Annotated in this window: 14 protein-coding genes and 1 pseudogene; 9 read left to right on the forward strand and 6 right to left on the reverse strand. The window is 63.2% G+C overall.

What is annotated here, in order from left to right; genetic code table 11:
* Positions 1 to 163: 163 nt before the first annotated feature.
* Positions 164 to 1,867 (forward strand): hypothetical protein, encoded by a 1,704-nt coding sequence (locus tag VLJ37_06355; protein HSA59291.1) that lies wholly within the window; start codon positions 164 to 166, stop codon positions 1,865 to 1,867.
* A gap of 27 nt (positions 1,868 to 1,894) precedes the next feature.
* On the opposite strand, the pseudogene VLJ37_06360 reads toward VLJ37_06355, so the two are convergent.
* Positions 1,895 to 1,996 (reverse strand): annotated as a pseudogene (locus VLJ37_06360) (DUF4160 domain-containing protein).
* Positions 1,997 to 2,084: 88 nt separating this feature from the next.
* On the opposite strand from VLJ37_06360, the gene VLJ37_06365 reads away from it, so the two are divergent.
* Positions 2,085 to 2,600, forward strand: coding sequence for an ORF6N domain-containing protein (locus tag VLJ37_06365; protein HSA59292.1), 516 nt, complete (start codon positions 2,085 to 2,087; stop codon positions 2,598 to 2,600).
* A gap of 48 nt (positions 2,601 to 2,648) precedes the next feature.
* On the opposite strand, the gene VLJ37_06370 is transcribed toward VLJ37_06365, so the two are convergent.
* A complete protein-coding gene (locus VLJ37_06370) occupies positions 2,649 to 3,203 on the reverse strand; it encodes a YaeQ family protein (protein HSA59293.1) in 555 nt (184 codons plus the stop codon).
* 21 nt (positions 3,204 to 3,224) lie between these two features.
* Positions 3,225 to 4,712 carry a lipase maturation factor family protein gene (locus VLJ37_06375; GenBank protein ID HSA59294.1) on the reverse strand — a complete coding sequence of 496 codons (1,488 nt, stop codon included), beginning with the start codon at positions 4,710 to 4,712 and terminating at the stop codon, positions 3,225 to 3,227.
* On the opposite strand from VLJ37_06375, the gene VLJ37_06380 reads away from it, so the two are divergent.
* The 7 genes from VLJ37_06380 (at position 4,702) to VLJ37_06410 (ending at position 11,247) form a co-directional block, all read left to right on the forward strand.
* Positions 4,702 to 6,681: a TonB-dependent receptor gene (locus VLJ37_06380; protein HSA59295.1), complete on the forward strand. Its 1,980-nt coding sequence runs from the start codon at positions 4,702 to 4,704 to the stop codon at positions 6,679 to 6,681. The two genes, VLJ37_06375 and VLJ37_06380, sit on opposite strands and share 11 nt — an antisense overlap.
* A 118-nt stretch (positions 6,682 to 6,799) precedes the next feature.
* Entirely contained in the window at positions 6,800 to 7,276 is a 477-nt protein-coding gene (locus tag VLJ37_06385) for an Ig-like domain-containing protein (GenBank protein ID HSA59296.1), read from the forward strand.
* Positions 7,273 to 8,085 (forward strand): cobalamin-binding protein, encoded by an 813-nt coding sequence (locus VLJ37_06390; protein ID HSA59297.1) that lies wholly within the window; start codon positions 7,273 to 7,275, stop codon positions 8,083 to 8,085. The genes VLJ37_06385 and VLJ37_06390 overlap by 4 nt, the downstream gene beginning before the upstream one ends.
* On the forward strand, positions 8,082 to 9,077 hold the full coding sequence (locus VLJ37_06395; protein ID HSA59298.1) for an iron ABC transporter permease: 996 nt from the start codon (positions 8,082 to 8,084) through the stop codon (positions 9,075 to 9,077). Before VLJ37_06390 ends, VLJ37_06395 begins: the two co-directional genes overlap by 4 nt.
* Positions 9,074 to 9,859 carry an ABC transporter ATP-binding protein gene (locus tag VLJ37_06400; GenBank protein HSA59299.1) on the forward strand — a complete coding sequence of 262 codons (786 nt, stop codon included), beginning with the start codon at positions 9,074 to 9,076 and terminating at the stop codon, positions 9,857 to 9,859. Before VLJ37_06395 ends, VLJ37_06400 begins: the two co-directional genes overlap by 4 nt.
* A 12-nt stretch (positions 9,860 to 9,871) precedes the next feature.
* Entirely contained in the window at positions 9,872 to 10,501 is a 630-nt protein-coding gene (locus VLJ37_06405) for an energy transducer TonB (protein HSA59300.1), read from the forward strand.
* 77 nt (positions 10,502 to 10,578) lie between these two features.
* The gene (locus VLJ37_06410) at positions 10,579 to 11,247 is read left to right on the forward strand and encodes a DUF3047 domain-containing protein (GenBank protein ID HSA59301.1); all 669 of its coding nucleotides are present in this window, start codon (positions 10,579 to 10,581) and stop codon (positions 11,245 to 11,247) included.
* Positions 11,248 to 11,292: 45 nt separating this feature from the next.
* Here VLJ37_06410 and VLJ37_06415 read toward each other — a convergent pair whose 3' ends face one another.
* The 3 genes from VLJ37_06415 to VLJ37_06425 all read right to left on the reverse strand — a co-directional run.
* On the reverse strand, positions 11,293 to 12,528 hold the full coding sequence (locus VLJ37_06415; GenBank protein ID HSA59302.1) for a serine/threonine-protein kinase: 1,236 nt from the start codon (positions 12,526 to 12,528) through the stop codon (positions 11,293 to 11,295).
* A gap of 111 nt (positions 12,529 to 12,639) precedes the next feature.
* Positions 12,640 to 13,410: a hypothetical protein gene (locus VLJ37_06420; protein ID HSA59303.1), complete on the reverse strand. Its 771-nt coding sequence runs from the start codon at positions 13,408 to 13,410 to the stop codon at positions 12,640 to 12,642.
* 121 nt (positions 13,411 to 13,531) lie between these two features.
* A partial coding sequence (locus VLJ37_06425) for a hypothetical protein (protein HSA59304.1) occupies positions 13,532 to 13,855 on the reverse strand: 324 nt, incomplete at its 5' end.

A 13,855-nucleotide genomic window follows, 5' to 3' on the forward strand; every position in this document is an offset into this window, starting at 1 on the left:
AAGAATTAAATCAGCGTCCGATCACCGAACCCCACCGACTTCATGTTTCTGCTGAATAAGGAGGTTAGCGCTTTGAGGTACCTTTTTTTAAGCAGTTGAATTTGACGTCCGTCTCCAATAGGACTTGCCAAGATTTTCACCCAACACATCGGAGGTTAAGCCCATGAACAAAAGCACTCTTCTCATTCTGGGCCTGCTCGCGTCCTCTTTGCCGCTGCAGGCACCTGCTGCGCCGGGGGACTTGGACACGAGCTTCAGCGGCGACGGACTTGTGACGCTCGACGTCTCCGCGGGCGACGATATTCCTGAAGACGTCGTGCTGCAGGGGGACGGAAAGATCGTCACCGCGGGCTATCAAAGCGGAGACTTTCTCGTCATACGGTTTAACCCGGACGGCAGCCTGGATACGGACTTCGGGACGGGCGGCAAGGTCGCCACGGACTTCGGGGGGAACGACAGCGCCCAGGAGATAGCCCTCCAAGTGGATGGCAAAATCGTCGTGGCGGGGGCAACCGACGTGGGTTTTGCCCTCGCCCGTTACCATACGGACGGAAGTCTTGATTCCGGCTTTGGAACGGGAGGGAAGGTCACCACCCCCTCCCCTGATCTAGGCTCCTTCGCATACGCCATGGCCATCCAATCGGACGGCAAAATCGTGGTGGTCGGGCAGGAGACCGTTTCTTTTACCGATCCTCCCAAAGATGACTTCGTTCTCGCGCGCTATCAGACCGACGGTAGTCTGGATACAAGCTTCGGAACGGATGGGATCGTCATAACGGATATCGGGGGCGACTACGATCAAGCCTATGCCGTTGCCGTCCAGAGCGACGGCAAGATCGTCGTGACCGGCGCCGGCAACAACAGCTCTACATTTGCCACGGCACGCTATAACTCCAACGGGACCCTCGATATTAGCTTCGGGACAGGCGGTCTCGTCACCACCGACTTTGGCGGCGCTGGCGCAGGAGCGGCGGACCTGAAGATTCAAGCGGATGGGAAGATCGTCGTCGCGGGATATACGAACGGCGGTTCCGACACCGATTTCGCCCTGGTGCGCTATAACACGAACGGCTCTCTCGACGCCGCCTTCGGGACCGGCGGCAAGATCATAACGGACATTTCGGACGGCGGGGCGGGGGATAACATCAACAGCATCGACCTCCAAGAAGACGGCAAGATTGTTGCTGGAGGCGGAGCCGCCACGGATCTACTCGGTTTCAGTCAGGACTTCTGCGTTGCCCGGTATAATGTCGACGGCACACTCGACACGAGCTTCGGCGGAGGCGCCGGTTTTGTCACCACCGATTTTCAGGTCGGCGAGGGAACGGATGACATCCGGGCCGGTATCGCGGGGATTCAGGCCAACGGCAAAATCATAGCCGCAGGAACATTTTGGGATGCCACCGCCATGGACATCAATTACGCGATCGCGAAGTATTTGGGGAACACCGCCGATCTCGCCGTTTCCTCATCTTCCGATTCAGCCGCCCTCAATTCCCCTTCTTCATCGGCCCTTGGAGTCGGCGACTCGACCACCTTCTCCATCTTGGTTCACAATAATGGGCCTGAAGATGCCGGCGGGGCGGATCTCCGCTATGATCTTCCCACGTCCTTGAGTCTCGTGTCGGCGAGCGCCACGCAGGGGAGTTGCGCCGGGACCACCACGATCTTCTGCGATCTTGGGACCATTGCGAACGGCGAAACGGCAACGGTCACGCTCGTCGTCCACGTCAACGAAGGGGGAACCATCAGTAACTCATTGGTCGGCTCCGCCCAGGTGGTTGATCCCGTCGAGGGCAACAATACATCGACCTTAACTCTGACGACCATCGAGGCAGCGAGCGGCGGCTGCCAATTATTGAAATGAAGATACCAATGAATCGCGGGAGTTAACCGGTTTAAGCCAAAATTTTGCATATCTTTCTGCGCTCTCCACGTGAGCGTGCGGCGGTTCTCGGCCCTCCCCGCTGAAGAAAAAGATAAAATCGAACACCATCGTCCGAAAAACCGGTCGGTTTGATCGGCCTTACTGCGGGAAATCTCGGGCATAGATGTTGCAGTTCTCCGGGCCCGAGGAGATTTCTATGTCGGAAACCCAATCGACCCTCTCTGTAGAATCCATCGATCGCAAGATCCTGTTCCTGCGGGGGCAGAAGGTGATGCTGGATGCGGATCTTGCTGCCTTGTACGGCGTCCCCACCAAGCGTCTCAATGAGCAGATTCGCAGGAACCCCAAACGATTCCCAGCCGACTTCATGTTTCAACTGAATATTCAAGAGGTTACAAACTTGAGGTCGCAAATTGCGACCTCAAAATACTGGGGCGGTCGTCGATTTCGACCCTATGCATTTACCGAACAAGGGGTAGCAATGCTCTCTAGTGTATTGAATAGCGAGCGAGCCATAGAGGTTAATGTGGAAATCATGCGGGCCTTCGTTCGGCTCCGGCAACTTTTATCCTCCAATAAGGAGCTCTCCCGACGCCTCGACGAGCTGGAAAAGAAATACGACCACCAGTTCAAGGTCGTCTTCGATGCCATTCGGGAAATGATGACGCCGCCGCCTTCCGGGCGGCGGAAGATCGGGTTTGCCAACGATTAGCTGGAAGGCCGTCGAGATCCTTCCCACCGAATAAGTTTCAAAAACAATTCATTCCTTCGCATTCGTGATCTCATACCGCTCTATCTTTCCGGTCAATGTTTCTTCACCCAAAGTGGCGTAAATCGTGCCCTCGGCGATCGCCAGGTCGAACGCCATGCGCCGTTCGAGTTTTGCCGCAAAAGCGGCGAGCCAGGCGCGGTCCACGGCGTAGACTTCGATGGACCCGGCGCGATGGATGCGTTCGCCCGCCAGGTTCCCCATCCACGACGCCACGTCCTTGTGCGAATACACGGCCACGCGCGCGGCCGATTTGCTGGCCTTGTGCAAACGGGCCGCGTCCGGGGCGCCGATCTCGATCCAGGTCCGCAACGCGCCCGTCAGGTCGCGCACCGAGAGCGTGGGCTCGTCGGGGTCGGAGAGGCCTCCGCTGGAGAAGGCGATGCCTTCGGTGAACTCCCGGCAATACGCGAGCACGCGCGTGAGGAGATATTCCGCGGTTTCCGAAGGATGGCGCGCGACCCGCAGCGAGAGGGTTTCGTAAACCTGGCGATCCCCGTCGGAGAGGCGGATGTCGAAGATGTAAATGGTGGAGCTGAGGGCCATGTGAGGGACGGGAGATCGGCTTTATCGCGGGAGCGACACCACCGGGCAATACTCCCCTTTGAGCCCCCTCCTCCACCAGGCCCCGTCCACGGCCTTCGTCTCCGGGTCCGTGAACCGGTAGTCGTAGAGGACGGACCGGACGTAGAGCGGGGGCTTGTCCGGGAAGGGGTTCGTCTCCAGGAGCTCCAAGACCGGCGGCGAGCCTTGCAGCAGGCGGTAGAGGAAGTTCGTGAACCAGGGGTTCCGCTCGCAGGTGCCGAGGGCCGCGAACCACATCTGCCAGTCGAGCCTCGGCTGACGGGGCTCGACGAAGCCGGGCCTCCGCGTCACGTCGCCCGGCTTCCACTTGAACTCGTACGGGAGCCACGTGACGCCGTCCATGCTCCCCTCCACGACGACCTCCGCGCGCTCCGTCGTCATGACGGCGAAGAGGCCGTAGGTGTTGACCGACCGGAACGGGGCGACCGCGGCCAGGACACCGCGGGCGGGCCCCGGCATCCACCCGGCCCCGAAGACCCGCGCGGCCCATTCCGCCCCGCTTAACGCCACGATGAAGACCGCCAGGGGGATGAAAAAGACGAGGGGCAGGCGCGAGGGCTGGGGCGTCCGCACCGCCCGCGAGGCCCGGGGCTCGCTGAGCGAGGTCTCCCTCTCCGCCCTCTTCTCCTTCCTCTCCCTCCGCGCGAGAAAACCGAGGCACTCGTCGTCGAGCAGAACGACGCAGAGGACGCAGGTCAGGAGATTGAAAAAGCCGTAGTTCCCCGTGGCGGCGATGAGCCCCTGGAAGACGACGAAGGCCCAGAACGCGGCGATCCGGAACCGGCGCGTGAGAAAGATAAAAAACGGCACGGCGAGTTCGATCGCGAACATGACGCCCTCCGAGGCCATGTGAAACCAGGCCGGGAGCTGGTGGGCGTACCACCCGATCCACGTCGGCAGGGGCTGGGTCTCATAGTGGTAGGTGAGCGCCGTGAAGGAGGCCCAGGCCAGGTCGCCGGAGAGGATCTTCACCAGGCCCGACTGGAGCATGAGCCGGAAGAGGAGCCAGCGGAGGAGCCAGACCATCACGCCCGACGGAGGCGGGACGTTCGAGAGTTTCTCGCGCCACCGGAAGGGCGCGAAGAAGATGGCCAGAAATCCCGTTTCGAGGAGGAGGTTGTCCCATTGAAAGGAAAGGAACTCGCCCGAGACGGTCACGAGCGAGAGGTAGAAGGCCCACAGGAGGAGGAAGACGAGGGGCTCCGCGAACCCCGCGATGGCGATCACGGACAGGAGGATCCCCCCGCCGCAGACGAAGTGCAGAAAGCGGTCGCTGGTGGAGAACCAGAAGACCGTGGGGAGGAGGTCGGCGCGCCACGGGATCTTCGCGGCCGCCGCCTGCATCAACTGGGAGGCGGGCAGGACGCCGCCGGAGCCGATGAGGCCGTCCAGCTGCAGCCACAGGGAGAGAAAGGCGATGAAGTAGACGAGGGCGAGGAGACGTGAGAAGACGGCGCGGGTGAAAATCACGGTGGGTTATTTTACGGGAAAAATACTGGCGCCACTAGCGATTTGCGGGCTGCTGGCGGAACCGGCCATGGCCGAAGAACAATCGCTCGGGGAGATCGAGATCCGCGCGGGGGCCGAGACCCGGGCGGGGACGGGCGCGGCCGCCGCCTACGACTCGGCCGCGTTCACCAGCGTCATCACCGCCAGGGACCTGGAGGGCCGCAGGACGAACCTCTCCGAGGTCCTGGAGGAGCAGGCCGGGGTCCAGGTCAAGCGCCGCGGGGGCCTGGACGACTTCGCCACCGTCTCCATCCGGGGCTCCACCTCCGAGCAGGTCGCGGTCTACGTGGACGGCATCCCGCTCGGCCAGGGCCAGGGCGGGTCGGTGAACGTCGCGTCCATCCCCACCGATCAGATCGAGAGGATCGAGGTCTACAAGGGGGCGGCGCCCGCGCGCTTTCAGACGAGCGCCATCGGCGGCGTCGTCAACATCGTCACGAAGAAGGCGGGGCGCGGAAGGGAGACGCGCCTCAGCGCCTCTTATGGATCGTTCAACACGATCGAGGGCACCCTGCTCCAATCCCAGCGTTTTGAGAGGACTGCCTATCAAGCCGGATACACGTACACGCGCAGCTCCGGCGACTTTACCTTCGAGAGCGACAACGGCACGCCGTTCAATCCGGACGACGATCGGGTCGAGAAGCGGCGGAACAACGAATTCGCGCGGCACAACCTGCTGACGAAATTCGATTGGAGGAATTTCTCCTTCAACAACCAATTCTTCCGCGAGGACCGCGGGATCCCGGGCCTGGGCACCCTCACGTCGGAGACGGCCGATCTCTCGACGACGCGGAACGCCTTTTCGGTGGAGATCCGCAGCGTAGGGGCGCAATTAATTGCGCCCCTACAAATATCCCTCATCCCCTTTTTTCAGTACCAGAAGCAGCAATTCACGGACCGGGACGGCGACATCGGCCTGGGCACGCAGGACAACGACAACGACACGTTCCAATACGGCTCGTCCATCCTCGCCGAAACGCCGGCCGGCCGCCATCAACGGCTGACGGCCACGCTCGACTACCGCGGCGAGCAGTTCCTGCCCGAAGACTTTGCGCGAACGCCGTCGTCGCAGCCTCACAGCGTCCGCAACACCGCCAGCTTCGGGTTGGAGGACGAGATCTATCTCTGGGACGAGAGGCTGATCCTCAATCCCTCGGTGCGCACGGAGCATATCTTCGACACCCAGGCCGGCGCGCCGTCCACGGCGCATCATCCGGTCAGCGGCAAGGTCGGCGTGAAGGTCCAGCCCTGGGGCGGCGACGGCATCGCCGTCTTCAAAACGAATTTTTCGCGGGGGTTCCGCATCCCGAGTTTTTCGGAGCTCTTCGGCGACCGCGGCACGTTCGTCGGAAATCCGTCGCTGGAACCCGAGAAGAGTTTGAACTGGGATATCGGCGGGATCTTCCGGATCGCGCCCGTGCGCCTCGAAATCTCCTACTACCTGAACCACATCGACGACCTGATCCAGTTGGTCCAGACCTCCCAATTCACGGTCCAGGCCCAGAACCTGACCAAGGCCCGCATCCAGGGCGCGGAGGCGACGGTCTCGGCGACGCTCTTCGATCACCTCGATCTCGCCGCCGACTATACCTTTCAGTGGGCCAAGGACGTGAGCGGCCTTCCGGGGCTCGACGGCAACTTCCTTCCCGGACGCCCCCGCCACGAGGCGAGCGCCAAGGCGGCCTATTTTACGGATTGGAGCCGCGTGTTCACCGACGTCACCTTTCAGGACGGAAACTTTCTGGACACCCAGAACGTCCTCCGCGTCGACCACCGCGTCCTCCTGGGCGCCGGTTTTTCCATCACCTACCCCAAGCGGCTGACCTGGGGCTTCGAGGGCAAGAACCTCTTGAACGACCGCATCGAGGACGTGGTCGGCTTCCCCCTGCCCGGACGGAGTTTTTTCGGGAAGGTCGAGCTGAAGATCTGATCTCGCGACGGAATTAAGATTATTCCCGACACATTTCCCGAATCATACCGATAACTTGTGTGTCACCGGCGGGGGTGCTATAAGGGCTCCGAACCGGTTGACGGGGGACCCCGTTAACATGAGGAAATTATTCATCATTTTTGGATTGGCCCTCTTCACGGCCGCCTGCGGGACCGGCGACGGCGGCTATCAGGTCATCGAGGTCCCGAACGGGAGCACGGGCCGGATCGAGGGAGGGGGCGCGGATTCGCCGGTGGCCACACTCGCCATCCGCCCGGCCTATACGAAGGTCAAGGGCATCGGCAAGACCCTCCAACTCACCGCGGACGTGTTTCTCGACGACGATTCCGTCATCGAGGACGTGCAGAAGAGCTTCGTCCTGCCCGGGGAGACCGAGGGCGATGCCCATACGGTCGTCTGGGCCACGGACAACTTCGGCGTGGCGACCGTGGACGAAAACGGGCTCGTTACGACCGTCTCCGCGGGGGACGCCTTCATCAGCGCGACGATCGACGGCCTCGAGACCGTCGCACGCGTGATCGTCGAGGCCGAATCCTCGCCCGATCCGAGCATCGACCTCAGCGACCTTCCGTGACCCGTCTCCTCCGGAGAGCGGTCTTACCCCTCCTTCTGGCCGTCTTTCTTCCCGTTGCCGGCTTTTGCCGCGACCGCATCGTCTCCTTCCGGCCCAACGTGACCGAGATCCTCTTTGCCCTGGGATTGGGGGACCAGGTCGTCGGCGTCACGACCTTCTGCACGCATCCGCCGGAGGCACAAAAGATCGCCAAGATCGGCGGCTATTCCAACCGCAGCCTCGAAAAGATCCTCTCGCTCAAGCCGGACCTGGCCGTCATCGTGCCGGACGCGACCACGCCGCGGCTCGAGTCCGCCCTCCAGCGCTCCGGCGTCGCTGTCCTCTCGGTCAAGGCGGATTCCCTGGAGGACGTGATGGCCTCGATCCGTTCGATCGCCGCCAAGACCGGCGTCCCCGGCCGCGGCGAGACCCTGATCGCCTCGCTCCGAGACCGGATCGACGCGGCCGCCGCCAAGGCGAAGGGCCGTCCCGCGAGAAAGGCCCTCATGGTCATCCAGCGCCGGCCGCTCATCGTCGCCGGGGGCGGGACCTTTCTCGACAGCCTCCTCAAACTCGCCGGCGCCGAAAACATTGCGGGCGCCTCGCGTTTGCCGTATCCCAACTTCAGCATGGAGACGGTCATCGCAAGGGCCCCGGACGTCATCATCGACATGGACGCCACGGACACGGGCGATTTCTGGTCGCGCTACGCCTCCCTGCCGGCGGTCAAGAACGGCGCCGTCAAAAAACTCCCCGCCGACCTCTTCGTGCCCGGGCCCCGCATCCCCGAGGCCCTGGACGCCCTCATTCAAGCGACCCAGTCACGATGAAGACACTGACGCTCCGAAGATGGATGGGCCTGAACGCGCTCCTGGCGGCCCTGGCCGTCGCCGTGGCCCTCGCGGCCTCGCTCGCGGGCGAGAGCCCCCTCCCCTTCTTCACCGCCTGGAAGGACTGGGCCCCCGAGCAAAAGGACATCCTGTGGGTCAGCCGCCTGCCCCGCGTCCTCCTGGCCGCCCTGGCCGGAATGGCGCTCGGCTCGTCCGGAACGGCCTTTCAGGGGCTCTTGAGAAACGCCCTGGCCGATCCGTACATCCTGGGCGTCTCGAGCGGGGCGGCCCTGGGGAGCATCTTGGGGCTCGCCTTGAAGCTCCCCTTCGCGGCCGTTCCCGTGCTCGCCTTCGCGACCTCGATCGCCGCCATGCTCCTCGTCTACCGCGCCTCCATGCGCTCGGGACGGATCGCCCCGCACACGCTTCTCCTGACCGGCGTGATCCTGAACGCCTTTCTCTTCGCCTTCATCTTGATCCTGAACGGGCTGGCGAGCTTCGAGCAGTCGCAAAAGATCCTTTTCTTGCTCATCGGCAACCTGGAGACGGAGACCTATGCCCGCATCGGCTGCGTCGCGGCGATCGTCGTCGCGGGTCTCGTCCTCCTCACGGCGGAAGGACGGGCCCTCAATCTCCTGACGGCCGGGCCCGAGACGGCGCAGGCCCTGGGGACCGATCCCGACCGCCACCGGCGGCGGATCTTCTTCGCCGCCTCGCTCATGGTCGGGGCCGTCGTGCCGCTCGCGGGACTCATCGGTTTCATCGGCCTCTTTGTGCCGCACATCGCGCGTTGGACGGTCGGGCCCGACCACCGGATCTCGATCCCCGCCTCGGCCTGGATCGGCGCGATGCTCCTCATCGTCTGCGACACGATCGCGCGCACCCTCCTCGTCTCCACCGCCTTTCAGACCGAGCTCCCCGTCGGGGCCGTGACGGCCCTGGTCGGCGCGCCGTTCTTCCTCATTCTCATGAAGAAACGGGGCGGCTCATGACCGCATCCGCCGTCCTGTCCGCCGAGGACCTCCATTACCGTTATCGGGACGACGACGTCCTTCGCGGCGTCTCGGTCCGCCTCGGTCCCGGGGAAATCCTCGGCGTCCTGGGACCGAACGCCTCCGGCAAGACGACGCTCTTGAAGAACCTGGCCGGCCTCCTGAAGCCGCGCTCCGGCCGCGTCCGGATCGGGGGCCGGGACCTCGCGTCCCTGCCGATGAAGGAGCGGGCCAAGGCGATCGCCTTCGTCCCCCAGAACGAAGAGCCGTTTTTGGATTTCCCCGCGGAGCAGGTCGTCCTCATGGGCCGCGCGCCCTACGTCGGTCTCTGGGGATTCGAATCCCAGGCGGACCGGACCCGGGCCCGCGAGGCGATGGAACGGACCGATACCTGGAGGCTGCGCGAACGCGGACTGGGGGAGCTCTCCGGCGGCGAAAAACAGCGCGTCATCCTCGCCCGGGCGCTCGCCCAGGAGGCGAGCGTCCTGCTCCTGGACGAACCCACGTCGCACCTGGACGTCCGCTACCAAAAGGAGCTGTTGGACCTCTGCGCGGCGCTGAACGCGGAGAACGGCCTTTCGATCGTGATGACCCTGCACGACCTGAACCTGGCCGCGCTCTACGCGCACCGTTTAATCCTGATGAAAGACGGGCTCGTCGCCCGCTCGGGGTCGCCCGCCGAGACCCTGACGCCGGAGTCGATCGGCCACGTCTTCGGGCTCTCGATGCGCGTCCTGAGCGACGAAAAAACGGGGCTCCCTTCCTGCGTGCCGATGCGTTAACTTGATCGGGTGATGAGACCCTTGAGCCTCCCCCTCGCCGTCTCCCTGGCCGCGCACGGACTCCTCCTGGCCGTCGTCCTTTTCTGGGCCTATTCGGATGGGACGGAGGCCCCGCTCGCGGGCGGCGGCGGCGGACACGGGGTCACCGTCGAGATCATCGGCGGCGAGGGACCCCACGCCGTTTCCGCGCCTCAGGTCCCCGAACCCAGGGAATCGGCCGATCCGGAGGCCTTGAAGCTTCCCGCGCGGAAGGAAGCGCTTCGCAGATCCAAGCCGGGGAGTCCGCGGGGAGACGACGTCCCCGCCGGGTCGTCGGGTCCCGCGGGACCCGGACAGGGCCCGGAACCGGCCGGACCCGGGTCCGGGGCGGGGGGCGGGAGTTCGATCCTGGCCGAGATCCGGGCGCGCATCGAGCGGGCCAAACGCTACCCCCTGATGGCGCGGCGCATGAACATCGAAGGCGTCTCGCGCGTGCGCTTCGCGATCGACGCCTCCGGACAGCCTCAAGGCCTCGCCCTCAAGTCCTCCTCCGGCTCTCCCGTGCTCGACGAAGAGGCGCTCTCGACCATCCGCCGCGCCGCGCCGTTTCCCGCTTATGACGAGGACCTGGAGATCGGAATCCGTTTTGAAATCGACAAGTAACGCCGCCGGGACCGCGTTTTTCGCCTCGCGTGTCTAACGAATTATTGCTAAATTGACCCCACTCCACGGAGGAATTTATGAAAAGGCTCCTGCTCACCGCTCTCCTGACGATGACGTCTCTGGCCGCCGCCGCGATCCCCGCCCACGCGGTCCGGAACGTCGAGGACTTCACCCAGTACGAGCTCGACAAGTTCCCCAAGAGCTTCCGGACCTACCCCTTTCAGCGCGGCAAGGCCGACGACGTCTACATCGTGAAGGACGAGGGCGGAAACAAGTTCCTCCGCGCGAGCGACGACAAGGACATCTCGGTGCAAACCTTCAAGAGATTCATTTGGGACACGGAACAATACCCGAACTTTTCCTGGAAGTGGCGGGCGATCACCCTCCCCAAGGGGGGCGACGAGCGGAACGGAATGCCCAACGACAGCGCCTGCGGCATCTACGTGACCTTCGGCGGTTACACCGGCAACGCCATCAAGTACGTTTGGAGCACGACGCTCCCGGCCGGGACCGTGGTCGAAAAAAAGCCGGGCAAGTTTTACATCCTCGTCGTGGAGAGCGGTCCGGGCGGTGTGGGAAGCTGGCAGACCAAGGCGGTCAACGTGATGGAGGATTACCGGAAGATCTTCAAATCGGAGCCCAAGAAGCACCCGGACGGGTTCGGTCTCCTGACCGACGGCAACGCGACCCACACGCCGGCCGTCTGCGACTACGACGATTTCAGGATTTCGGAGACGCCGTTCTAGCTTCCATTACGAGCCAAAGCGAGCGCTGTCCCGCGGGAAGCGGGGCTAGCCCGCGCTTCTTCGCCGCGAGCCGAGCCCCATCGTCATGGCCGCCCAGGATGTTAAGTCGAATCTGCGGAAATCTGCGAGCATGTGGCCCGCATCCTGAAAGCGGAGGTTCGGGTCCCTGTTGATCGCCCTCATCACGATCGAGTCCAAGACCCTCAGCCGGTGATTCAATCTCTGCAGCTGCTGGAGCGACAATCCCTTTTTCAGGTCGGGACGGTTGCGCAGGAGGACGGCGCTCGGGAGCTCGGGGTGAAATTCCGGGTTCATCAGGTTCTGCTGCGTCTCCTCCACGGAGGCCCCCTCGTAGGGCGGGCGCCCCGTCATGAGCTGATAGAGCATCGCCCCGAGCGCGAACACGTCCCTCGGAAATCCGGTGGGGTTCTGGGTGAAGCTTTCCGGCGACATGTAGCCCGGAGTCCCGCCGATGAAGGATTGGACCTCGCCTTCCCGGCGCGCGATGCCGAAATCGAAGATCCGAAGCCGCCTGTTATGGACCATGAAATTGTCCGGCTTCACGTCGCAATGCACGATGCCCTGTTCATGAACGGCGGCGACCTCCGAGACGGCCTGCCGACCGATCTCCACCAATTGATCCAGATCGTCGCTGGTCTTCAATCCGTGCAGGAGATCGTCCTGCAATTCGTGGAGATCCCGCCCGTGCAGATGTTCCATCACCATGCAGGCCTTGCCGTTCATCGTGCCGAATCGATGAATGCCCGGGCGCGAACTGGAACGCAGGGCCTCCAAGATCTCGTATTCCCGTCTCAGGAGCTGGTCGGCCACGTCCTGTGAAATGCTCGGGTTTTCTTCGACGTCCGCCACCTTGATGGCCACCAGGGTTCCGTTCTCGAGATGGTATCCGTGGAAAAGCTTGCTGCATCCCCCGCTGGCGATCTCCGCGCTGAGGCAATACTCCCGGGTGATGTCGTCGGGGGCCTCCGAGCGGTAACCCATGCGGGCCGGCCAGGCGTTGACGACCTTTTGCACAAAAGGTTGCAAGACCTCGCTGCACACCAGGCCCGAGGCGGCGCCGAAATGGGTCGCGACCTGATCCAGCCTTTGAAGAGCGGATTCCACCCGGTCCCGTTCGCCCTCCGTCATCCGGAAGGTCCCCCCCGCCTCCAAGGTTTCCCGCAATTGGCAGACCACGGGCGTCAGGGCCTCGAGGCTCACTTGCGAGGCCTGAACCGAGGACAAGAGAGGGGCCAGCGGATTGAAAGCGAAAAGAGTCATGGCCTTATTTTTATCGGCCCGAAAACGGAAAAGTTGCGTTCTTAGGGACAAACGCCGACGGGAGAGCGGATGATCACAAAAAACTATTGAAATCAGCGGGTTCGGATGGGGCTAGTTCTTTTCCCGGATAAACGTGACAGACCTTGGCGAGGGGGGCTCCGATTCACGGATCTCTCCTTCGAGCTCCTGGCAATCCCAGTGAGACATGAGGTGCAAGACCGTTCCACGGCCGTAGGCGAAGCGCAGGAAGAGGGCGTCGGTGCCCTGGACCCCGGGGAACATGGCCCCCAACTGGGAGGATCGCGCCAGGACCTGAACCCTGTGAGGATCGACGATTTGAACGGGATAAGAGCACTTTTTGACCTTCCAAAAGATCCTTTCCCCGTCCCGCAAGAGGACCCTGGCCGCCGGGTCGTCCCAGGCGGCTTCGGAAACGGGGAACTCGTGGGCCTCGTCCGTGCTGAGGCTCTTCTCGTGATAGCGGACCAGAGGGCGCCCCTTTTCATCGAGAAAACCGGGTTCCAGGAGGTGATAGACCATCCGGTCCGTGGTCAGGAGCCGGCCGCCCCCTTCGACCCATGCGGCGATTTTCACGGGATCGCCGTCGGCGAGGGCGCCCCCGCAATTCACGAAAAGATACGTGGCCCCGCGGAGCAGCTGTTCGTTGATGGGATTTCTGTCATCGCATCGGACCGGAGGCAGGAAGGGGACATCGAACTTTTGGAGGACTCTCTCGATATGATCATGGCCCTTCACCACCACCACCTGCTCCCGTGCCAGGGAGCCGGCATCAGCGGCGGTTTCGGGGAGAAATAAGTCGGCCGGGCACGACAAGACGCCGGCGCCTGCGGACGCCGGGGCGACGGAAAAGAGCTGCGACAACAGACAACTGCCGATTCCTGAGGGTCCCGTTACCATCCGTCGCTCCACCTTGAGATGACCAATCCCGATTACTTCCGGGCCAGATGCGAGCGGGTATCGCCTCTCGGAGGGAAAGGTTGCTCTAAATCGGCTTCGCCCCGACCAGCTCGGAGAGGAATCTCCGGCTCTTTTCGCTCACCTTCGTGCGCCTGAGGATCCAATCCACCACGAAATGGTTCCCCCACCACCGCTGCCGCGAGGCGCGTTTCTTCCGCGGCTTCACGACCTGGTCCTCGAGGCGCTTCCAAAAGGCGCGGTCGTCAACGCCCCCGTTGGAGAGCGAGAGGGCGAGAACGGCGGCCGATTTGAGGCCGAAATAAAGGCCGTCCTTCGAGAGCGGATGGATGAACCCGGCCGCCTCGCCGATGGCGACCCACCGGGGGCCCATCAGATGGGTCTTGGACAT

Source organism: bacterium (assembly GCA_035454885.1).
Classification (GTDB): Bacteria; UBA10199; UBA10199; order JACPAL01.

Bases quoted from the DNA above. Each gene is read 5' to 3' on its own strand.
- VLJ37_06355 (HSA59291.1), top strand. From the start codon at position 164: ATGAACAAAAGCACTCTTCTCATTCTGGGCCTGCTCGCGTCCTCTTTG.
- VLJ37_06415 (HSA59302.1), bottom strand. From the start codon at position 12,528: ATGACTCTTTTCGCTTTCAATCCGCTGGCCCCTCTCTTGTCCTCGGTT.
- VLJ37_06410 (HSA59301.1), top strand. From the start codon at position 10,579: ATGAAAAGGCTCCTGCTCACCGCTCTCCTGACGATGACGTCTCTGGCC.
- VLJ37_06400 (HSA59299.1), top strand. From the start codon at position 9,074: ATGACCGCATCCGCCGTCCTGTCCGCCGAGGACCTCCATTACCGTTAT.
- VLJ37_06365 (HSA59292.1), top strand. From the start codon at position 2,085: ATGTCGGAAACCCAATCGACCCTCTCTGTAGAATCCATCGATCGCAAG.
- VLJ37_06395 (HSA59298.1), top strand. From the start codon at position 8,082: ATGAAGACACTGACGCTCCGAAGATGGATGGGCCTGAACGCGCTCCTG.
- VLJ37_06385 (HSA59296.1), top strand. From the start codon at position 6,800: ATGAGGAAATTATTCATCATTTTTGGATTGGCCCTCTTCACGGCCGCC.
- VLJ37_06405 (HSA59300.1), top strand. From the start codon at position 9,872: ATGAGACCCTTGAGCCTCCCCCTCGCCGTCTCCCTGGCCGCGCACGGA.
- VLJ37_06370 (HSA59293.1), bottom strand. From the start codon at position 3,203: ATGGCCCTCAGCTCCACCATTTACATCTTCGACATCCGCCTCTCCGAC.